Here is a 20,167-nt window from a genome sequence, read left to right on the forward strand (position 1 = left end):
CACCGCTTCAGGAGAAAAAGCGCCGGCCCTTCAATTTGAAGTATCGATCCGCCAGAATATCCATCGAAAGTAGAGCCAAGCGCGTCTGCGGGGCCGCGGCGGGGTCCGCATAGAGCCGAGCCCGGAGCGCCCAGATTTTCTCCTCTTTGGGAAGGAGTTGGCGCACGGCTTGCACTGCTGCCCTCAGCAAGCTGACCCGGCGGTCGGCTTCCGGACGGTCAATTGCGCCTTCCTCGAGCGCGCTCAGGGTAGTGCATCGGAATTCGCGACAGGTGGCAGGACGTTGCTCGTAGACGGTGCATGATGCGCCGCACAGCCGCGTGCACGGATGAGAGAATATTTCCCGACCGTCCTCCCTTTCGACGGGGAATCCCAGCGAGTGAATTCGCGCTGATTCCTCCGGCGTCACGCAGGAGTATCGGAAGAAGGCATCGGTGCAACACACCCCGCATGTTACGCACAGGGGTGGCAGGTCAGACTGCAGATCCATCGTCGGCTCGCACCTTGCGATTTTGCCGATCAGATGGCCGGCGCTGCCATTGTCCTACAGCGGACAGAGTGTGACAAGATGTCGGCCATGTCCCGGTCTCCGCTCATCGAAGGACGATTCGCGAAAGTGACAAGAATTACTCGCAAATTCGCTGCAACCTATTGATTCTGCGTGCCGAATCCAGTCGGCGGAGTTTCAAAAAACACCCCCGGTCAGTGTGACAAGTTGGGGTCAGGCCTCCAGCTCGATGTCCCAGTACAGCCAGTCGCGCCAGGTTTCGTGGAGGTAGTTCGGCGGGAAGGCCTTGCCGTGCTGGTGAAGCTGCCAGCTGGTCGGGCGGATCGGGCGCACCGCGGGGTGCATCCGGGCCTGGACCGGGGTGCGGCCGCCCTTCCTCATGTTGCACGGCGCGCAGGCGGTGATGATGTTCTCCCACGTCGTCCGCCCGCCGAGGCGGCGGGGGATGACATGGTCAAAGGTCAGGTCCTTTTCGCTCCCGCAGTACTGGCAGGCGAACCGATCGCGCAGGAACAGGTTGAAGCGGGTGAAGGCGGGAAACTCGTTGGGCTTCACGTACTGCCTGAGCGCGATCACGCTGGGGATCTGCATGTCGAGGCTGGGCGAGTGGACGCAGCGTTCGTAGCTGGCGACGATGTCGACCCGCTCGAGGAACACCGCCTTGATCGCGGTCTGCCATGGCCACAGGCTGAGCGGATAGTACGACAGCGGCGTGTAGTCAGCGTTGAGCACCAGCGCGGGGCAGCTTTCCAGCCTGCGCGCCGGGTCTTCCTCGGCGGTGCGGAAGCGGGCGGTCCGCTCGATCAGTTCGGCATTGAACACGTTGCGCGGTGCCCTCCGATTGACGCTATCGGAGCATTTGCCGATTTGTGCGTCAACCCGGTGACGGTCATGGAATCCACAGCGGTTGGGCCTCTGGGGCCGGTGCGATAGGGCTGCGCGCGCATGGAAACCACCCGCTTCGCCCCTAGCCCCAACGGGCCGTTGCACCTGGGCCACGCCTATTCGGCGATCGTCGCGCACGATCTGGCGCAGGAGCGGGGCGGCCGGTTCCTGCTGCGGATTGAGGATATCGATGGAACGCGCAGCCGGTCGGAGTTGGCGGCGGAGTTTCGCGCCGATCTCGCCTGGCTGGAGCTCCAGTGGACCGAAGTCGCCGCGCAATCCGCCCGGCTGGCGCGGTACGAGGAGGCAGCCGAGAGCCTGCGGACGATGGGGCTTCTCTATCCTTGCTCGTGCACGCGCGCTGAGATTGCCGCTGCTGCACGCAAGCGCGGCCCGGAGGGACCAGTCTATCCCGGCACCTGTCGCGGGCGATCGGCTGATCCGGCGGAAGCGGCGTGGCGGCTCGATGTCGGCCGCGCGCTTCGGTTGACCGGCCCACTCTCGTGGGAGGACGAGGTTGCGGGACCACAGGAAGCGCGCCCTGAACTGCTCGGCGATGTCGTTCTAATGCGCAAGGACGCGCCGGCGAGCTATCACCTCGCGGTCACGCTCGACGATGCGGCGGACGGTGTCACGCTCGTCACGCGCGGGCGAGACCTGTTTGCGGCGACCCACATCCACCGACTGCTCCAGGCGTTGCTCGATTTGCCGGTGCCGCGCTGGCACCACCATTCGCTGCTGGTCGAACCCGACGGCCGCAAGCTCGCCAAGCGGCGCGGCTCCCCCGGGCTCGACGAGCGGCGGCTGGCGGGCGAGGACGGCAGTGCGCTCGCCGACGCCTTGCGCGCGCACCGTTTCCCTGCTGGCATTTCGCTCTCGGAGGCCTAGATAACCCGCATGACCACGTTCCTCGTCATCGTCCTCGTCGTCCTCATGATCATGGTGGTCGTCTCGCTGGTGCGCGGGATCGTCGCGTTCCTGCAGTCGCACAAGGCGGACATCGAGGCGGGCAGCCGGCGGCAGCAGGACATGCAGCTGATGCAGAACAAGATGATGTTCAACCGCATCAAGTACCAGGCGCTGGCGATCGTGGTGGTGGCGGTCATCATGATGATCGCGCGCTGACGGCGGGTTCGCCCGACCGATGGTCAAGCTCAACAAGATCTACACCCGCACCGGCGACGACGGCACCACCGGCCTGGTCGACGGCTCGCGTGCGCCCAAGCACTCGGCGCGGATCGAGGCTATCGGCGCAGTGGACGAAGCCAATTCCGCGCTGGGCTTCGCGGCCGTTGCGTTGGAGGGTGAAGCCCGTGCCGACGCAACCCGTATCCAGAACGACCTGTTCGATCTCGGCGCGGATCTCGCGACTCCCGGCGAGGACTTCACCCCGTCGGCGATGGTCCTGCGGATCGTCCCGTCGCAGGCGGACTGGCTGGAAACGCGGATCGATGCGGCGAGCGAGCGGCTGACTCCGCTCACGAGCTTTGTTCTTCCCGGAGGCAGCGAGGCCGCAGCGCGAGTGCACTTGGCGCGGGCGGCGGTGCGCCGCGCCGAACGGGCGATGACGGCGCTTGGCGAGCACGATTCGGTCAACCCGGCCGCACTCGCCTACGTAAACCGGCTGTCAGATTATCTTTTCCAGCTCGCGCGCCTGCTCAACGATGAGGGGCGCAGCGACGTGACGTGGATTCCCGGCGCAAACCGCTAGGCAAGCCGCCCACCGCTCGCTAACCCGCCGCCTTTGCTGCAAGTGCGAAGGAATTGTGCGAATGCAAACAGTCGGCGTCATCGGAGCGGGCCAGATGGGCGCGGGGATCGCCCAGATCATCGCGCAGCACGGCATGAAGGTCCTGCTGTCTGACGTCGATCTCGCTGCCGCCGAACGGGGCAAGGCCGGGATCGACAAGGCGCTGGGCCGGCTGGTCGGTCGCGGCAAGCTCGAGATCGCCGACGCCGAGGCGACGCTGGCGCGCATCCAGCCGGTCGCCGAGCTCGCGCCGATGACCGAGGCGAGCTTCATCATCGAAGCTGCGACCGAGAACGAGAAGATCAAGCAGGCGATCTTCGGCAACGCCGGCAAGGTGCTCGGGCCGGATGCGATCATGGCGAGCAACACCAGCTCGATCCCGATCACGCGGATGGCCAACTGGTCGCCCGATCCGGCCCGCTTCATCGGCCTTCACTTCTTCAACCCAGTCCCGGTGATGGGATTGATCGAGGTCATCCCCGGCCTCGCCACTTCGCCCGAGACCATCGCCCGCACCCGAGCGCTCGCGGAGGCGCTCGGCAAGGAAGTGGTCGAGGTGCAGGACGAGCCCGGCTTCGTCGTCAACCGCATTCTCATCCCGATGCTCAACGAGGCCGCATTCGTGCTCGGCCAGGGCACCGCCAGCATTGCCGACATCGACAAAGGCTGCCGGATCGGCCTCAACCACCCGATGGGGCCGCTGGAGCTGGCGGATTTCATCGGCCTCGACACCTGCCTGGACATCGTCCGCGTGCTCTACAGCACGACCGGCGACAGCAAGTACCGCCCCGCGCCGCTGCTGGTGAAATACGTCGAGGCCGGCTGGCTCGGCCGCAAGAGCGGGAAGGGGTTCTACGACTATTCGGGCGAAGCGCCCGTTCCGACGCGCTGACGCGGGAACGGCGGGGCGGTCAGGACGGTTAAGCGGGCAAAGGAGAATTGCCCGTGGCTACCGACCCCAACCTTGCCCCCGAAACGCATAATTCCGAACAGGACGACGAACAGGAACAGGCGCAGACCGTCGCCGATCAGGCCCGGGCGCTGCGCAAGGGTGATCCGACGTCGAGCGTCAAGGTCGGCGGTGGCGACGTGCAGGATCTGGTCGATCACATGCGCGACATGGAAAGCTCGGGCCGGATCGACATGGGCGCCTACGACGGCGAGGAAACCATGGACGACAACGAGGACAAGTACGGCGAGGCCCAGAAGGCCGATCCTGAACTGCGTTCCGACGGAACCTGAGCTGCCGAAACTACTGCTGCGGCGGCGCTTGAGACGGCGCTTGCGGCTGGGCTTGCCCAGGCACGTCGCGTGACACGATCACCACATCGTTCGACATCTCTGCGGGATCGGGCGGATTGGCGGTGGCGAATTCGTCGATCGGGGTCGGGTCTTCACCCTGAGCCGGGTCAATTAATTCTTCGTCCGTGGCCATCACGACGTTGTCGCCAGATTCATCTGAAGGTGAGACCTCCTGCGTAACGCCGGTCAGCTGCTCGGCCTGCGCCTTTTGTTGCGCGATCTGGTCGGTCGCATCCTGCAGGGCGCCGTGGCTCTTCTCGGTCCCGACGAGCGTCGTCACGCCTGCCAGCGTCAGGGCGACGAACAACAGCGCAAACCAGCGATTGCGGAACATGTAGCCACGCATGCGCGCGAGCTTACGCCGTATTGGTTAAGCTTCGCTTGAACCCGCTTCGCGCTTGAGCTCGTACAGCACCTCCAACGCCTCGCGCGGGGTCAGGGCGTCGACATCGACCGCCTGCAAGCGCTCGCGTAGCGTGTCGCACTGCTCCTCCTCGGCTTCCGCCGCCGCGGCGAACAGCGGCAGGTCGCCGAGCCCGGCCGCAAGTCCGCCGGTCTGCGCCCGGCCTTTCTCGAGCTTGTCGAGCACCGCCTTGGCGCGCGAAACCACCCGCTGCGGCACGCCTGCCAGTCGCGCAACGGCCAGACCATAGCTGCGATCCGCCGGCCCCTTGGCAAGCTCATGGAGCAGCACGAGATCGCCCTTCCATTCGCGGGCACGCACATGGTGTAAGGACAGTGCGTCGCACGTCTCGGCCAGCCGGGCGAGCTCGTGGTAGTGAGTGGCGAACAGGCAGCGGCTGCGGTTGGTCTCGTGCACCGCTTCCGCCACCGCCCACGCCAACGCGAGGCCATCGTAAGTCGAGGTTCCGCGGCCCACTTCGTCGAGGATCACGAACGAGCGTTCGGTCGCTTGCGACAGGATCGCGGCGGTCTCGACCATCTCGACCATGAAGGTCGAGCGGCCGCGCGCGAGATTGTCGCTCGCGCCGACCCGGCTGAACAGACGATCGGTCAGGCCCACGGTAGCACTGCTCGCCGGTACAAAGCTTCCGGCCTGGGCAAGGAGAACGATCAGCGCGTTCTGCCGCAGAAAGGTCGACTTGCCGCCCATGTTCGGCCCGCCGATCAGCCACAGCCGGTCGTTCGGCGCGAGCGTGCAGTCGTTTGCTACGAACCGTTCGCCCCGGCTGGCGAGCGCGGCTTCGACCACCGGATGGCGACCGCCTTCCACCTGCAGCACCGGCTCGTCGCTCAGCGCCGGCCGCGCCCAGCCGCCTTCGGCACCGCGCTCGGCATGGCTCGCGGCGACGTCGATCCGCGCGAGTGCGGCGGCGGTGCGGGCGATTGCCTCACGCGCGGCGACTGCCTCACCGACCAGCTCTTCGAAGTGCGCTTCCTCTGCCGCGAGCGCATGCCCGCCCGCCTCGGCGATGCGGCTGGCTTCCTCATGGAGCGAGAGCGAGTTGAAGCGCACCGCGCCCGCCATCGTCTGGCGGTGCGTGAAGCCGCTATCGGGCGCCATCAGCGCATCGGCCGCGCGGGCCGGCACCTCGATGAAATAGCCGAGCACGCCGTTGTGGCGGATTTTGAGCGCGGCGATGCCGGTCTCGGCGCGGTATTTGCCTTCGAGAGCAGCAATCGCTCGTCGCGCGCTACCCGAGGTTCGGCGCAGGTCGTCGAGCGCGGCATCGTAGCCTTCGGCGATATATCCGCCCTGGCTACGCTCGGTCGGGGGCGAAGGTACCAGCGCGCGGTCGAAGAGGTCGGTCAACGCACCGTGCCCGCCGAGATCGGGCATCAGTGCGTCCAACAGGGCGGGCCGGTCGGCCCTGCTTCCTAGGTGATCGCGAATGCGGCGCGCTTCACCCAGGCCATCGCGCAGTTGGCCGAGATCCCGCGGACTGCCGCGCCCCGCGACGACTCGTCCTAGCGCGCGGCCGACGTCGGGGAGAGAGCGCAGCGCGGCGCGCAAGTCGGTGCGAAGCAGCGGGTCGTCGTGCAACCATGCGACCAGCGCCAACCGCTCCTCGATCGCGGCCCTGACCGTCAACGGCGCTGAAAGGTCAGCCGCTAGCTGGCGCGCTCCGGCGCCGGTAACGCAGCGGTCGATTGTCGCCAGCAGTGATCCGGCGCGCCCGCCCTGACTGCTCTCGACGATTTCCAAGCTCGCGCGGGTCGCGGCATCCATCGCCAGGGTGCCGCCGCTCTCGTGCGCGACAGGCGGCAAGAGCAGCGGCAGCTTCCCGCGCCCCGCGTGCTCCAGGTAGGCAATGAGGCCACCCGCCGCCGCCAGCATGGCACGCGAGAACTGCCCGAATCCGTCGAGCGTGGCCACGCCGTGCACCCGGCACAGTCGGGCGGTTCCTCCGTCGCTGGCGAAATCTCCGCGTGGTCGAGGAATCACGTCGGCGGGCGCGTCGTCCCATTCGTCGGGCGCTACCGTCTCGCTTGGTGCCAACCGGGCGAGGACGGACGCAAGGTCGCCAGCCGAGCACTCCTCCAGTTCCATTCGGCCGGTGGAGATGTCGACTTGGGCAACACCGCAAGTGCCCCGCACTTCGCACACTGCGGCCAGCACGTTCGCGCGGCGCGGCTCGAGCAGGGCTTCCTCGGTCAGGGTGCCGGCGGTGACGAAGCGGACGATGTCGCGATTGACCAGGGCTTTCGATCCGCGCGCCTTGCGCGCTTCGTCCGGGCTTTCGGTCTGCTCGGCGATCGCCACCCGACACCCCGCCTTGATCAGCCGCGCAAGGTACCCTTCCGCAGAATGCACCGGCACGCCGCACATCGGCACCGGCGCGCCGTCGTGCTCGCCGCGGCTGGTCAGCGCGATGTCGAGCACCTGTGCCGCGGTCTTCGCATCGTCGAAGAACAGCTCGAAGAAATCGCCCATGCGGTAGAACAGCAGGCAGCCTTCGGCCTGCGCCTTGAGCGCCTGGTACTGCGCCATCATCGGAGTCGAACCGCCCGCCACCAAAGTGGGTTAGCGGCGAGGCAGGCGATTCGGAACGCGGCACGTTCCGCTTTCCCCTGTTGCCGCTGGCAGAGTTCCGTTACGGCACCCGCCAGCGACAACGAAAGGGTGCCCATTGGCCGACGACAAGCCCACCGCCTTCACCGCCCGCGAGGCGCTGTTCTACCACGAGACGATCCGCCCCGGTAAGATCGAGATCGTCCCGTCGAAGCCGATGGCGACCCAGCGCGATTTGAGCCTCGCCTATTCGCCGGGTGTCGCGGCCCCGGTCCAGGCCATCGCCGACGATCCCGCCAATGCTGCGAGGTACACCGCGCGCTCTAACCTGGTCGCGGTTATCACCAACGGCACCGCCATCCTCGGCATGGGCAACCTCGGCGCGCTCGCCGCCAAGCCCGTGATGGAAGGCAAGGCGGTGCTGTTCAAGCGCTTCGCCGATGTCGATTCGATAGACATCGAGCTTGCGACCGAGGACCCCGACAAGTTCATCGAGGCGGTCGCGCTGATGGAGCCGAGCTTCGGCGGCATCAATCTCGAAGACATCGCCGCGCCCGAATGCTTCGTCATCGAGCAGGCTCTGCGCGAGCGGATGAACATTCCGGTCATGCACGACGACCAGCACGGCACCGCGATAATCGCCGCCGCCGGCCTCATCAACGCCTGTTACCTTACCGGCCGCAGCCTCAAGGACGTGCGCATGGTGGTGAACGGCGCCGGCGCGAGCGCGCTCGCCTGCACCGCGCTGATCAAGGCGCTGGGGGTGCCGAGCGACCAGGTGATCGTGTGCGACCGCTCCGGTCCGATCTATCCGGGCCGCGACGGAGTCGACCAGTGGAAGAGTGCGCACGCCACCGTCACCCAGGCGCGCAGCCTGGAGGAGGCGCTGGTCGGGGCGGACGTGTTCCTCGGCCTCTCCGCCAAGGACGCGCTCAAGCCGGCGTGGGTCGAGAAGATGGCCGACAAGCCGATCATCTTCGCGATGGCCAACCCCGATCCGGAAATCCGGCCCGAGGACGCCAAGGCGGTCCGCCCCGATGCGATCATCGCCACCGGGCGGTCGGACTACCCGAACCAGGTCAACAACGTACTAGGATTCCCCTTCATCTTCCGCGGCGCGCTCGATGTGCAGGCGACCGCGATCAACGAGGAGATGAAGATCGCCGCCGCCGAGGCGATCGCCTCGTTGGCCCGCGAGCGGGTGCCCGACGAGGTCGCGGCAGCGTACGGCGTCAATCACAAGTTCGGCACCGACTACATCATCCCTGCACCGTTCGATCCGCGGCTGATGGAGGTGGTGTCGTCGGCAGTCGCGCAGGCGGCGATGAACAGCGGTGTGGCCAAGGCGCCGATCGCCGACATGGCCGCCTATCGCCAGAGCCTGAAGGCCCGGCTCAACCCGACCACTTCGGTCCTCACGCGCGTTTACGAGGATGCCAAGGCCAATCCCAAGCGGATGGTGTTCGCCGAAGCCGAGGAGGACGTGGTCCTGCGTGCAGCGATCCAGTTCCGTGATTTCGGCTACGGCACCCCGATCCTGGTCGGGCGGACCAAGGCGGTGGTCGACAAGCTGCACATGCTCGGCGCGAGCGACCCGGGTGGGTTCGAGATCCAGAACTCGGCCGACAGCCACCTTGTCCCGCAGATGGTAGAGTATCTCTACGAGCGGCTCCAGCGCCGCGGCCGCACGCTGCGCGATGTCCGGCGGATCGTGAACCAGGACCGCAACGTGTTCGCCGCGCTCCTGGTGGCGCTCGGTCACGGCGATGCGCTGATCACCGGTCTCACCCGCACCTTCGCGCAGTCGATGCGTGAGGTGAGCCTGGTGATCGACGCCAAGGAGGGCTCCGTCCCCTTCGGCATCCACCTGATGATCGGCAAGAACTACACCGTGTTCCTCGCCGACACGACGATCAACGAGCGGCCAAGCGCGGAGCAGCTTGCCCACATCGCCCGCGAGACCGCAGCGGTCGCCAAGCGGCTGGGTCATGAGCCGCGGGTGGCGTTCCTCAGCTACTCCACCTTCGGGAATCCGGCGGGCCGCTGGCTCGACAACATCCGCGAGGCCGTGGCGATCCTCGACGCCGAGAACCCGGGTTTCGAGTACGAGGGCGAGATGGCCCCCGATGCCGCGCTCAATCCCAAGGTGATGGAGCTCTATCCGTTCAGCCGCCTCTCGGCCCCCGCGAACGTGTTGATCATGCCGGGCCTGCAGTCAGCCAACCTCTCGGCGAAGCTGCTGCGCGAGCTGGCGGGCGCGAGCACCATCGGACCGATGATGGTGGGCATGGAGAAGCCGGTGCAGATCGCTCCGATGACTGCGCTTGCGCCTGATGTGCTGACGCTGGCGGTGCTGGCCGCGGCTGGGGTTGTGGGCTGACCTCGGTCGCATTTAACCGCGTTGTTGCAGGCGATCGTTAACCCTCGGCCGCGAAGGGTGCGGCGATGGCCAAGCTCAACCGACCCAAGCTCGTGACGCACTACACCGGGCCCCGGGCCGGACCGCGGGAGTTCGTGTCGCTCGAAGGCCGCTGCAGCGTGGGCAAGGGCGAGGCGGAGATCATCGCGGTGCTCGACCTCGACGCGCGCGGTTGCCGGGTGAAGGGGATTACCTCGGCGGTGACCAAGACCGATCCGTTGCAGCTGTGGCTGGGCCAGATCGGACCGATTGCTGGCAGGCTCCGGTGGGTCAAACGTGGCAGCGCGGGGATCGCCTTCGCCGGGCCGCTGGATGACGAGCAACTAGAGCTGGCGAAGCGCACGGCACTGCCGGTGCCTGTCGCCGAAGTCGTTCCGTTGCGGCGACGCTTTCGGCCCGAGCCTGACGCCGCAGCCTGACAGCGAAGCGGCCGCCCTCACTCAGAGAGCGGCCGCCTTCACCATTCGGGCTGAGCGATTACTCGCCGTTCGAGCCGAAATCCTGCTGGCTGCGGCTGTCGCGGTCGAGCTCCGAGTTGCCCGAATCGCTGTCCCATTCCTCCTGCGAGGCCTGGTCCGAGCGTAGGCTCTCTTCGCCGAAGTCGCCGCTGTTGCGGCTGCTCTGGTCGCCGCCCATTCCGCCCTGCTGCTGCCCTTGCTCCTGCTGACCGCTCTGCTGGCCGCCATAGCCCTGGCCACCGGATTGCTGTTCCTGTTGCCCACTCTGCTGACCAGCGTTCTGGTTGCCTGACTGCTGCTCTTGTTGGCCCTGGCCACCCGACTGCTGGTTCATCTGCCCGGACTGCTGACCGCGACCATCGTTGCCGCCCGACTGCTGACTGCGATTGGCGTCGTTGCCGTTGTTCTGGTTCATCACCGCTCTCCTTCGATCTTCGTGGGTCGCCCGGTCATACCGGGCACATCGCCTCAATGATGCGAAAGGTCAGCGGTTGCAGGCCAAGCGCCAAAGGGCCCGCGGCGAGCGCCAAGTCGTTGAGCGCGTTAGTGAAACCTAATCTGCGGCAATATTGTCAGGATCGTCCCATCCCGGCAGCCGGACGAAGTCGAACCGGTTGCGCAACGCTCGGTTGAAATAGCCGCCCTTCGATCGGACCCGGCTGAACCCCTCGGCGACGGTCGGCGGGACGGCGAAGTAGCGATAGACCCGCCCGGTGATGAACTCGATGTCGAGCGCGCCGGCATCGGGCCGGTAGACGTAGCGGCGAATCGCGGTCGACGGCATGGCCCTTCAACGCGGCGCATGTCACCAAGTGCCCGAACGCGAGAGCGGCGCCTCCCCGTGAGGGGAGGCGCCACCCGTTGTCATGCGATAAACGCTTAGCTGATCGCGTGCTTGAGCTGGCTCATCTCGTCGTGGCCGGCCTTGACCGACTGCCAGGCCTGTTCGACCGCCGAGCGGGCTTCGGCAGGCAGATCGGTGTGGCGCAGCGCGGCCTCGAACTTCTCCTTCAGGTAGTCCTCGCCGCTCTCGACCGAGTTGACGATCGCTTCGTCGTCGCGGCCGAGCACCGCTTCCTTGAGGTTGATCCACCCGCGGTGGACGGCGCCGGCGGTGGTGCCGTCATCCTCGGGGTTGCCGCCGAGCCGAGCGACCGCGGCCTGCAGGCCGGTCAGCGCCTGCTGGCGTTCCTGCGCGCGGGCATTGAACATCTCGGCAAAGCGGCTGTTCTCGGTGTCGGCGGCGGCCTTCTGGTAGCCTTCGATCGAATCGATCAGCGTGCCGATGAGGGTGTTGAGCTCGGCGGTGTCGGTCGCGTCGGCGCTGCCGGTGCGGGTGTAGGCGTCGTTTTCCATGAGTGTGCGATCCTTCGCGAAGAGGGTTGGTGCCCCTAGAGCGTTTGCCGCGCCCGGATGTTCCGCCCGCTGATCGGCTGCCCCGCACGGATCGTCGATCCGGCCCGCTAACCGGTTGTCGAGCTGCGCGCGGACCGCCAACAGCCCCAGCCGCGTGGTGGCGTAGGGCCGCCCGCCGTGGCTGGCGATCAATCCGCGCTGCTTCAGGCGCCGGAACACCGCGAGGGTGCAGTCCGGCAGCACGAAGCCGTCGCGGGTGATGCAGTCGGCGGCGACGATCCGCCCGCCTTCGTCGCGTAAGTGATGGATCGCGCCGCCTTGCGCGAGCGCGTGGAGCACGCGCTGTTCGTGTTTCGAAACGTTCACTGGAATGGCCCCTGCTGGCACAGCAACAGCACGCGCGCGCCGATTGGCGCGGGAGGCGTGCGGCTCGACGCTGGCGGGACGGCAAGTCCCGGCGTCGGCTAAGCGGGCGGCAGTTTCCTTCATGTTCGCTTTCCTGGCGTGAACGGAGCGAGACTACCGTGGCGTCCGCCGCCCCGTCAATCGCGCGGCAACCTCGCGCCTGACCTGTCACGCATAACCGCCCTCAGAACACTGTGACTTTCACCCTCCTTCGTCGATCTCGCGGCACGCCCGATCGAGCTGCGCGAGATGGCTGAGGAGGGCATTATTGTCGGGTTTCCAATAGGTTCCGCGGTAGCGCCCGGCGAACATCCGCACCTGCATGATCCCCACCTTGCTGCGGTATCCGGCGTGGAGCCCTGTGGACTTCGGCGAGGCCAAGTCCACAGGCGTGTGCGGCTTTCCCAGCGCCTTGTCCCACGCCGCGGCAAATCCCGCCGCGCCGCGGCGCCGGCGCAGGCGATAGGCGCTCTCCCGTCCCATCTTCACCCGCCGACAGGCAGCGATGACCGAGCGCGTTTCGGCGAGGTGGCCGATGAAGGCCCCCTGCCGCGCGGGCGTCCACCCATCGGCGCGGCGGCCGACGGGCACGGGGTGGAACTGGAACAGCGAAAGGCGCGGTCGCGGCGGGCGCGGGGGCGAGGGTGGTGGCCAGTGCTTCATCCCGCAGGGTGGAGCAGAAATCCCGCGTGTAGGAAAATGCTTCCGAGTCCTATGACCCCAGCCGCTCGACCTCCGCCGCGAGCGAGGCCCAGTCGGCGTGCCCGGTGACTGGCGCCACTCGCTCCGCCCACAGCGCGTCGATCTGCGCGGCGACGGAGGGCGGCAGCACGGAAGCATCGCTGGCGACCTGCTGCACCTTGGTCGAATCGCTATCGGCCGGCACCCCGATCCGCCGTTCGAGCGCGGCGCAGACCATCGCATCGTCGAAGCGGTCCTTGTGCGCGTACATGAACTCGCGCGCGGTCATCCCCTCGACTTCTGCGACATCCTCGTCGCTCACCGCGAGGCCAAGGAACGCGGCGAGCCGGCGGATCATCGCCCCGCGGTTGCGCGCGGCCCAGCGATAAGTCGCCAGCAGCGTGTCGGGCTCTTCGCGGCGGGCGTACCAGCTAAGCAAGTGGGTGAAGTAGTCGCACCCGTTGGGCCCGCCGCCCAGCCACAGCGGGAAGAACTCCTCGAGGCTCAATGCGCCCCGCTCGATGTGCCAGCCGTCGAAGAAGCGGTAGAAGGAACAGTACGTCTCCTTGGGATCGCGCAGCGTGACGACGTAGCGCATGCCGGCGGGCAGCCGCTCGTACTCGCGGTGGCTCTTGAAGCCGCGCGGTTGCGCGCGCTGCGGGCCGTTGATGTCGTGATCGATCAGCGGGGCGGAATCCTCCCACGGGACCACCCGGCTGATATCGTCGAAGTCCATCTCGCCCCTGGCCGTGGCGGCGACCGTGCGCAGCTGGTGGAACATCTGCTGCATCATGGTGGTGCCGCTCTTGGCCCAGCAGGCGATGAACACGTCGCCGGGCTCGTTCTCGAGCGGGCGGAAGTGCTGCAGCGGCTCGGCCATGATCGCGCCGACGTTGATGCCGAATTCCTCGACGCTGCGCGCGCGCCTTCCCAGCCCTACGGTCATGTGCGTTGCCTCCCCCCGAGGCGACCCTGCGCCCGCACTATGCCACGGCGGCGCTCAAGTGAAAACGGCTTGGCGTGAGGGCGCGGCGCGCTAGCGTGCTAGGATGGCTCGCCTGCCGCGCAACCCTTGGCCGAAAGACAGCGGCAACGTCGTTCGCTTCCGCAAGCGCAGCCGCTGGACCAAGCCTGCGGCTTATGGCGTGAAGCCGGCGCGCTTTCGGCGGCCGGGCAAGAGCTGGCGGCAGGAGTGGTTCGAGATGCGCCCGATCCTGTTTCTCATCGCGCTGGTGACGATCGCGCTGCTCTACCAGACGCCCGGCTTCTACGAGCCGCCCGGCTTCCTGCAGAGCGCGCCCGACCGGATCGAAGGCGTGTTCACCCGCTGCGGGCCGGGCCGAGGGACGTTCTGCGTGATCGACGGCGACACCTTCAAGCTGGGCGACACCAAGTACCGCGTGACCGGCATCGACACCGCCGAGGTCCACGCCCGCTGCCCGGCCGAGGCGGCGCGGGCCGAGGCCTCGACCACGGCGCTGCAAGGCTGGCTCAGCGCCGGGGCGTTCCAGATCACCACCCGGCTCGACCAGCCCACCGACCGCTACGGCCGCACCCTCGCCATCGTAAAGCGCACGAGGCCCGACGGCAGCGAGGAGCGGCTGGCCGACTGGATGCAAGCCCACGGCGGCGCGCGGGGCTATGACGGCGGGTTCAGGGGTGGGTGGTGTTGAGGCTCAGCCCCAACTTTCGCACGCGATCCCATCGCTATCACCGTCGAAATAGTCGCGATAGCCTGGCTCCCCGCGACGAATGGGGGCCGCGCCCGCAGCGCTTGCTTCGCTGCAGCCGCTATAGGTCACGCTGTTTTCGATTGCGGCGCGCTCTTCAGGGCTCATTAGCATGACTTCCACCTGCGGATACAGGAACCACACACCTGCGAATGCCATCGCTGCGTAAATCGCTATGTCCGCGTAGGAGATCTGGTCACGTCGGTGACGGTTCTTCCCAAGGCGTTGATTACGACGGCGCATACGGTGAAGATAAACGTCAATAGTTTGCGAGCCGTGAAGGGCATGGAATGAAGAAACCCGCGACAGTCGAAGCGCTCGACAAGCTCGGACGGGTGCGGCTGTCGAAGCACTTCTTCATGCGCGAGATGCTCATGTCGGAAATCGCGCAAGTGCACGGGCTACTCAACGCGCCCGACGACCCGGACCTCGCGATCGAGGTTGGCACTCGGCTGTGTGAGGATTTGCTCGAGCCGATTCAGGAACGCTGGGGGCGGATCACGATCCGAAGCGCCTATCGCTCTGCGGAGGTAAATGCGCTCGGCAATGCGATGCAAAAGGCGGGCAAGACCGGCTACACCTGCGCAAGCAACGAGGCGAACAACGCCCGCCACATCTGGGACCGCCTCGACGCGAACGGCCACAAGGGCGCGATGGCTTGCATCGTCATCCCCGACTTCGCCGACGTGTACCCGGAGGAGGGCGGCTGGCAAGTACTGGCGCGCTGGATCGACGAAATGCTGCCTTATTCGTCGCTGCATTTCTTCCCGAAGCTATGGGCGGTGAACGTCGGCTGGCACGAGGTACCCGAGCGGCGGATCGACAGTTATGCGGTGCCGAAGGGGCGTTGGGTCTCGAAAGAAACGGCCTGATCACGGCCCGTACTACCAGCGTCAAAGTCCTCGTGGTTGCGTTGACTCAAGGCGCGTCCCGACTGGATAACCGTTCAAGCACTTCGCTGGTGAGTGGTGACCTGGTCGGATCAGCCGAGATCATGCATTCGTGAAGAGCCTCGTTCAATCCTTCCGCAAATGGCTCCTCAATTAGACGGATCTCGACGTGCGCCTTTGCCGCCTCGCCTGAGCTAACTCGCTGGCGGTGAGCAAAGACATCAAGTGCTCTCTTGTCTAAGCCGGGATTTATAACGATCAGCTTCGCTTGACGTCTTGTGCGCATCCAAGCTCTAATCATCGCATTGACGTGTTGGTCGCCAAAGGAGTAGCCGGCAACAAGAAGAATGTTAGACTGCCTCAGCTGTTCAAAGAACGAATGACGAAGTGCTAAAAACGGACCATCGGAGAAAAGCTTCTCCGCTTGCCCGCCAAAAATAAGAGCGTGTTTCTTATTTGGCAGTAATCGGTCGGACACTTCGATATCGTCGAAATTTTCTAAATACCAATTAAGTGATCCGTGCAATTTGATAAGTTTGATTTCGCCATCATAGAATTTGATATATCGGCGCAGGTTCCAGCTGCGTAGCCCGTAATCTATCGAGATGCCGCGCGACTTTGCAGAACGCTCCAAAAGCAAATCGTAATTCAGGCTCCCGATGCAGCTGAAGCGATCAGATGCATGTTCGAGCAGCCGCTCTACATAGGAATAGCTTTCCTCTCGAGGTGTAAGGAGTCTGACCAAGACTTCGATAAACCGATCAGCATCATAAGCAGGCGATCCAGTTCCACGAAGTGAGCGTCCAAGTGTATGAGAAATATTTTCGATGGCGTGGCGGTTGATTGAGTACGCAATCGCGTTCGTGCTAGTCAAAGAACGTGACGGTCTTCGTTCAAGAATGTCATAAAAGCTGCTCCGAAATTCACCTTCATCAAACGGCTCAGGCCGATCGCCAAAGGCCCTAAGATCATCCCACCCAGTCACAAACTCTGACAATACGTTCGAGTCGCGCCTAAGAAATTGTTTTACCGCATCGTAGGCAGTTTCGACATCAACCCGCTGGAAAGGCGATCCGCCGTTCCGGGTGGCACGGACTAACAGTTTGGAGATCACGTATCCGAAGAGATGACCTTCCGGATAGCCACGCGCGACGAGGTAGTTGTAAACCTCCTGCGTCAGATCGAAAGTATTGAGAAGTCCGGCGTCGATTGAAGCGCCGGCCCCCAGAAGCGCGAGAGGCTTCCCCGCCACTACTCCGCGGCCACAGCCCCGGCGTCATCCCCGAACAGCCCCGGCTCGCTCGCGTCCGCCGCGGCTTCGCCGAGGTCGTTCGCGCCATCCCCCGCCTTCGCCTTCTGGCGGCTGTCGAAGCTCGACCACACGTCGCCCCAGTTTCCGCGGGTGGCGGCCTTGGAGTATTCGGTGGCGCGGGTTTCGAAGAAGTTGGCGTGCTCCACGCCGTTCAAGAGCGGGGCGAGCCAGGGGAGGGGGTGGTCCTCGACCATGTAGATCGGCTGGAAGCCCAGCTGCCCCAGGCGCCAGTCGGCGATGTAGCGGATGTAGCGCTTGATCTCCTTGGCGCTCATGCCGGGGACCGGGCCCTGCTCGAACGCGAGGTCGATGAAGGCGTCCTCCAGCCGCACCGTCTTCTGGCACATGTCGAGGATGTCTTCCTTGACCGCCTTGGTCAGGCACTGGCGTTCGGCCACGAAGGCGTGGAACAGGCGGGTGATGCCTTCGCAGTGCAGGCTTTCGTCGCGGACCGACCAGCTGACGATCTGGCCCATGCCCTTCATCTTGTTGAAGCGCGGGAAGTTCATCAGCATCGCGAAGCTGGCGAACAGCTGCAGCCCTTCGGTGAAGCCGCCGAACATGGCGAGCGTGCGGGCGATATCCTCGTCGCTATCGACCCCGAACTGCGCGAGGTAATCGTGCTTATCGCGCATCTCCTGGTACTCGAGGAACATGCCGTACTCGCTCTCGGGCATGCCGATCGTGTCGAGCAGGTGGCTGTAGGCGGCGATGTGGACCGTCTCCATGTTGCTGAACGCGGTCAGCATCATCTTGATCTCGGTCGGCTTGAACACCCGGCCGTACTTGTCGTGGTAGCAATCCTGCACCTCGATATCGGCCTGGGTGAAGAAGCGGAAGATCTGCGTGAGAAGGTTGCGCTCGTGATCGGAGAGCTTCTGCGCCCAGTCGCGGCAGTCCTCGCCCAGCGGCACTTCTTCCGGCAGCCAGTGGACCTGCTGCTGGCGCTTCCAGAAGTCGTAGGCCCACGGGTATTCGAAGGGCTTGTAGGTCTTGCGGGCTTCGAGCAACGACATGTTGTGGTTCCTGTGCGACTGGCGGCGTGCTGGCGCGAACCCTCAATATAGGGTTTCAGGCCGCTGATTCGAAGCCAAATCGCAAGATTGAGGCGGGGATAAAGTGCTTATCGCCTACCGCCCGGCGGCTGCTTGAGGCGGAACGGAACCGCCGGTCTCGTCAACGGTTCACTGGTTAACGGCCGGCACGGATCGAGCCCTACCGGCTGCAATGAGGGAAAACCGCGGGCGTGCCCGAATTTTCCCCTTTTCGCGGGCATTGTCCGCACCCTCGCGCCCCTCTCCTAACCGGGAGGGGCGTTTTGGTTTGCGCGGGACCTAGCGCGTGGCGGGCGCGTTGGAAGGGGGAAGGAGAGCACGTCATGTCCGAACTCGAACCCGAAGACTCGCGCGTCATCACCAATACCCAGAACCGCGCCCCCGGGGAGCCACCGCGCACCGGCCCGCGCGAGGACGAAGCCCGCGCCCAAGCCGGCCAGCCGACCGCCGAGGAGAGAGCGGCGAACGCCAACGGCGGCTTCGCCACCGAAGGCGATTCGCCCGAGCATCCAGACCGCATGGCCGGCACGTCCGCGCAGGAATACGCCGAGGAGCACGACGGCGAGACCGCCGACGACAGCGGCAGCTGGCGCGACCAGTCGGAGTAAGGGCTAGGCGAGGCGAGGGGCGACCCCGCCTCGGGTCACTTCCAGAACCAGCGGTCCCGCGCGCCGCGCCGCGCGCGCTCGCGCCACATGCGCACGTAGAGCCAGATCCCCGACACCGAGAAGAAGATCAGCGCCAGGCCGGAGAGGAACGAGATAGCCTCGCCCGCCTTGCCGAACTCGGAGCCTGAGTGGATGTGGTGGAAGAAGCCGGTCAGCGCCGCGAGGCCGGTGCGCTCGCCCTTGGGCGGCATGCAGCGCCAACCTTCGGGGCAGACGAATCCCGGCGGTGGCGCGACTTCGGCCGCGCCAGCTGAAGCCGCCTCGCCCGACCACGCGCCGAGATGGCTGAGCACCCCGGTCACCGCTATCCACAGCATGAACACGGCGAAGAAAACCGACAGCCAGCGATGCCACTTGCGCAATGCGCCAATCCTTTTGTTGCAAATGCTTCGCAAGCGCAACTGACACGGCGCCGGTCGGGGCGCAACTGGTTTCGTAGTCTAGTGGGCGCGGAGGCCGCGGAGCGCTTCGACCACACCAATCACCCGCGGCGCGATCAAGCCGGCGGGCTTCTCCCACACCGCCGGCCGCTCGACCTCCTGCCCGCCCATGCGCCCCTTGAACCGATACACATCCGGGTTGGCGTCGGGGTCGATCCCGCCGAGATCGTAGCGCTTGAGCCCGCGTTCGCGAGCATGCTCGATCACCGCCCACTGCAGCAGGAACGCTGCCCGCTCCTCGCGCCCCACTGGGTCGACCGCGCCGAGCAGGTAAACCGCGGTGTCTCCGGTGAATGCGCCGATATGGCCGCCGACCAACCTATCACCGGCATAAGCGAGGTGTGCGACAAACGGTGGCGGCTCATCCGGGACAGCGTGGCGCGCGGCGCGCGCGTAGAACTCCGCATCCTGCGCCAGCCCAAACCGCTTCTGCGCGGCGAGGTCAGCCAACATCGGCTGCAACTGCGCGATGTCCTCGGGCGCAGAGCTGCGCACCACTCGTAAATCCCCCCGCTCGCCGCGCCGCAAGTCTGTCCGCCACTTGCCGGCTAGCGATGCGCGCAATTCGTCGAGCGACGGCGACAGGTCCAGCGCGATCGTGCGCCCGCCGTTCGCGGAGCGCTTGAACCCGAGGTCGCGGTAATCGGCATCCAGGCCGCCGCTCGCCCCCTGTTCGACCGGCGCGCTGACCCGCACTGTCAGCTTACGGCGCGCGTAGTGGCGAGCGATCTCGCCGAGGCATGCCTCCCAGACGGCCGAAGAAAAGTTCTCATCCGTCCGCCGCGTGGCCGGGCCACCGTGCAGATAGGCAAGGCCCCCGCCGAGCAGCGGAATCGGCTTGATCCGCACGCTAGCAAATCCAGCCGCTTCGCCAGTGTCCTCGACCACCACGAACTCGGCGCACGTGCCCACGCGCGCTGCCGCTTCGAGCGCGTAGCCAGGCTCCTGCGTGTAATCGAGATCGGCGAACAACCGGCTGCAGCGCTGCGCCTCGGCCAAGTTGACCGTGCGCAAGCGAATGGTGCCAGGGTTTGCGCTCATATCCAGCAATGGCCTGGATCGCGTGCAGAAGCCCGCTGGGGAGGAGTGCGGCGCAGACGCGTAGCCATTGCTACGCGCAAGCAAGCGACGCGCCCAGCGGGCTTCTGCACGCGACCGCAGCGCGGCGGGCGCATTTTGGCCCAAGCCGGCGTCCCTCGTCGGTCACGATGGCATGCATCGCTCCCTCCTCGCTCCTTGTCCTGAGCCAAAACGCGCTCCGTCCAGGCCGTTGCTGGATATGAGTGCAGACCCTATAGGGTCCCGTCACCGGGTGCTGGCTCTAAGCCATTGCG

At 65.9% G+C, this 20,167-nt stretch carries 24 protein-coding genes; 10 read left to right on the forward strand and 14 right to left on the reverse strand.

Features of this window, described 5'->3' with window-relative positions; translation table 11 throughout:
• Window positions 1-7 precede the first annotated feature (7 nt).
• Complete coding sequence (locus ELY12_RS14645) at window positions 8-490, reverse strand: YkgJ family cysteine cluster protein (protein WP_126176761.1); 483 nt, start codon at window positions 488-490, stop codon at window positions 8-10.
• 231 nt (window positions 491-721) lie between these two features.
• Window positions 722-1,312 (reverse strand): HNH endonuclease, encoded by a 591-nt coding sequence (locus tag ELY12_RS11020; RefSeq protein WP_241229834.1) that lies wholly within the window; start codon window positions 1,310-1,312, stop codon window positions 722-724.
• A 141-nt stretch (window positions 1,313-1,453) separates the two neighbouring features.
• Between ELY12_RS11020 and gluQRS the strand changes: the two genes are divergently transcribed.
• The 5 genes from gluQRS (at window position 1,454) to ELY12_RS11045 (ending at window position 4,385) form a co-directional block, all read left to right on the forward strand.
• Window positions 1,454-2,281 (forward strand): tRNA glutamyl-Q(34) synthetase GluQRS, encoded by an 828-nt coding sequence (gene gluQRS, locus ELY12_RS11025; protein WP_126176763.1) that lies wholly within the window; start codon window positions 1,454-1,456, stop codon window positions 2,279-2,281.
• 9 nt (window positions 2,282-2,290) lie between these two features.
• Window positions 2,291-2,518, forward strand: a complete 228-nt coding sequence (locus ELY12_RS11030; protein ID WP_126176764.1) for a hypothetical protein — start codon at window positions 2,291-2,293, stop codon at window positions 2,516-2,518.
• Window positions 2,519-2,537: 19 nt separating this feature from the next.
• The gene (locus tag ELY12_RS11035; RefSeq protein WP_126176765.1) at window positions 2,538-3,104 is read left to right on the forward strand and encodes a cob(I)yrinic acid a,c-diamide adenosyltransferase; all 567 of its coding nucleotides are present in this window, start codon (window positions 2,538-2,540) and stop codon (window positions 3,102-3,104) included.
• A gap of 61 nt (window positions 3,105-3,165) precedes the next feature.
• Window positions 3,166-4,035 (forward strand): 3-hydroxyacyl-CoA dehydrogenase family protein, encoded by an 870-nt coding sequence (locus ELY12_RS11040; protein ID WP_126176766.1) that lies wholly within the window; start codon window positions 3,166-3,168, stop codon window positions 4,033-4,035.
• A 53-nt stretch (window positions 4,036-4,088) separates the two neighbouring features.
• Entirely contained in the window at window positions 4,089-4,385 is a 297-nt protein-coding gene (locus ELY12_RS11045) for a hypothetical protein (protein ID WP_126176767.1), read from the forward strand.
• Between the two features lie 10 nt (window positions 4,386-4,395).
• Here the strand turns inward: ELY12_RS11045 and ELY12_RS11050 are convergent, their stop codons facing one another.
• Together ELY12_RS11050 and mutS are read right to left on the reverse strand one after the other, a co-directional pair.
• Window positions 4,396-4,779 carry a hypothetical protein gene (locus ELY12_RS11050; protein ID WP_126176768.1) on the reverse strand — a complete coding sequence of 128 codons (384 nt, stop codon included), beginning with the start codon at window positions 4,777-4,779 and terminating at the stop codon, window positions 4,396-4,398.
• A gap of 36 nt (window positions 4,780-4,815) precedes the next feature.
• Window positions 4,816-7,401, reverse strand: coding sequence for a DNA mismatch repair protein MutS (gene mutS / locus ELY12_RS11055; protein WP_126176828.1), 2,586 nt, complete (start codon window positions 7,399-7,401; stop codon window positions 4,816-4,818).
• A 136-nt stretch (window positions 7,402-7,537) separates the two neighbouring features.
• Between mutS and ELY12_RS11060 the strand changes: the two genes are divergently transcribed.
• Together ELY12_RS11060 and ELY12_RS11065 are read left to right on the forward strand one after the other, a co-directional pair.
• Window positions 7,538-9,799 carry an NADP-dependent malic enzyme gene (locus ELY12_RS11060; protein WP_126176769.1) on the forward strand — a complete coding sequence of 754 codons (2,262 nt, stop codon included), beginning with the start codon at window positions 7,538-7,540 and terminating at the stop codon, window positions 9,797-9,799.
• A gap of 65 nt (window positions 9,800-9,864) precedes the next feature.
• Entirely contained in the window at window positions 9,865-10,257 is a 393-nt protein-coding gene (locus ELY12_RS11065) for a hypothetical protein (RefSeq protein WP_126176770.1), read from the forward strand.
• Between the two features lie 58 nt (window positions 10,258-10,315).
• Here the strand turns inward: ELY12_RS11065 and ELY12_RS11070 are convergent, their stop codons facing one another.
• The 5 genes from ELY12_RS11070 to ELY12_RS11095 all read right to left on the reverse strand — a co-directional run bounded on the left by ELY12_RS11070 (window position 10,316) and on the right by ELY12_RS11095 (window position 13,684).
• The gene (locus tag ELY12_RS11070) at window positions 10,316-10,711 is read right to left on the reverse strand and encodes a hypothetical protein (RefSeq protein ID WP_126176771.1); all 396 of its coding nucleotides are present in this window, start codon (window positions 10,709-10,711) and stop codon (window positions 10,316-10,318) included.
• 138 nt (window positions 10,712-10,849) lie between these two features.
• Entirely contained in the window at window positions 10,850-11,080 is a 231-nt protein-coding gene (locus ELY12_RS11075; protein ID WP_126176772.1) for a KTSC domain-containing protein, read from the reverse strand.
• A gap of 95 nt (window positions 11,081-11,175) precedes the next feature.
• Window positions 11,176-12,018, reverse strand: coding sequence for a PA2169 family four-helix-bundle protein (locus ELY12_RS14670; RefSeq protein ID WP_241229829.1), 843 nt, complete (start codon window positions 12,016-12,018; stop codon window positions 11,176-11,178).
• A gap of 240 nt (window positions 12,019-12,258) precedes the next feature.
• Complete coding sequence (locus ELY12_RS11090) at window positions 12,259-12,720, reverse strand: hypothetical protein (protein ID WP_126176773.1); 462 nt, start codon at window positions 12,718-12,720, stop codon at window positions 12,259-12,261.
• Window positions 12,721-12,769: 49 nt separating this feature from the next.
• Window positions 12,770-13,684, reverse strand: a complete 915-nt coding sequence (locus ELY12_RS11095) for a sulfotransferase domain-containing protein (protein ID WP_126176774.1) — start codon at window positions 13,682-13,684, stop codon at window positions 12,770-12,772.
• A gap of 103 nt (window positions 13,685-13,787) precedes the next feature.
• On the opposite strand from ELY12_RS11095, the gene ELY12_RS11100 reads away from it, so the two are divergent.
• Window positions 13,788-14,411, forward strand: a complete 624-nt coding sequence (locus ELY12_RS11100; protein ID WP_126176775.1) for a thermonuclease family protein — start codon at window positions 13,788-13,790, stop codon at window positions 14,409-14,411.
• 3 nt (window positions 14,412-14,414) lie between these two features.
• Here ELY12_RS11100 and ELY12_RS11105 read toward each other — a convergent pair whose 3' ends face one another.
• Window positions 14,415-14,711, reverse strand: coding sequence for an excalibur calcium-binding domain-containing protein (locus ELY12_RS11105; protein WP_126176776.1), 297 nt, complete (start codon window positions 14,709-14,711; stop codon window positions 14,415-14,417).
• A 47-nt stretch (window positions 14,712-14,758) separates the two neighbouring features.
• On the opposite strand from ELY12_RS11105, the gene ELY12_RS11110 reads away from it, so the two are divergent.
• The gene (locus tag ELY12_RS11110) at window positions 14,759-15,340 is read left to right on the forward strand and encodes a hypothetical protein (RefSeq protein WP_126176777.1); all 582 of its coding nucleotides are present in this window, start codon (window positions 14,759-14,761) and stop codon (window positions 15,338-15,340) included.
• A 46-nt stretch (window positions 15,341-15,386) separates the two neighbouring features.
• Here ELY12_RS11110 and ELY12_RS11115 read toward each other — a convergent pair whose 3' ends face one another.
• Together ELY12_RS11115 and ELY12_RS11120 are read right to left on the reverse strand one after the other, a co-directional pair.
• Entirely contained in the window at window positions 15,387-16,610 is a 1,224-nt protein-coding gene (locus tag ELY12_RS11115) for an SIR2 family protein (protein WP_126176778.1), read from the reverse strand.
• On the reverse strand, window positions 16,610-17,686 hold the full coding sequence (locus ELY12_RS11120; RefSeq protein WP_126176779.1) for a ribonucleotide-diphosphate reductase subunit beta: 1,077 nt from the start codon (window positions 17,684-17,686) through the stop codon (window positions 16,610-16,612). The genes ELY12_RS11115 and ELY12_RS11120 overlap by 1 nt, the downstream gene beginning before the upstream one ends.
• Window positions 17,687-18,048: 362 nt before the next feature.
• On the opposite strand from ELY12_RS11120, the gene ELY12_RS11125 reads away from it, so the two are divergent.
• Window positions 18,049-18,333: a hypothetical protein gene (locus tag ELY12_RS11125; RefSeq protein WP_126176780.1), complete on the forward strand. Its 285-nt coding sequence runs from the start codon at window positions 18,049-18,051 to the stop codon at window positions 18,331-18,333.
• A gap of 35 nt (window positions 18,334-18,368) precedes the next feature.
• On the opposite strand, the gene ELY12_RS11130 is transcribed toward ELY12_RS11125, so the two are convergent.
• Both ELY12_RS11130 and ELY12_RS11135 read right to left on the reverse strand, forming a co-directional pair.
• On the reverse strand, window positions 18,369-18,755 hold the full coding sequence (locus tag ELY12_RS11130; protein WP_126176781.1) for a PepSY domain-containing protein: 387 nt from the start codon (window positions 18,753-18,755) through the stop codon (window positions 18,369-18,371).
• A 78-nt stretch (window positions 18,756-18,833) separates the two neighbouring features.
• Window positions 18,834-19,874: a lipid II:glycine glycyltransferase FemX gene (locus ELY12_RS11135; RefSeq protein ID WP_126176782.1), complete on the reverse strand. Its 1,041-nt coding sequence runs from the start codon at window positions 19,872-19,874 to the stop codon at window positions 18,834-18,836.
• Window positions 19,875-20,167 lie beyond the last annotated feature (293 nt).

This window comes from Tsuneonella rigui, from assembly GCF_003958625.1.
GTDB lineage: Bacteria > Pseudomonadota > Alphaproteobacteria > Sphingomonadales > Sphingomonadaceae > Tsuneonella > Tsuneonella rigui.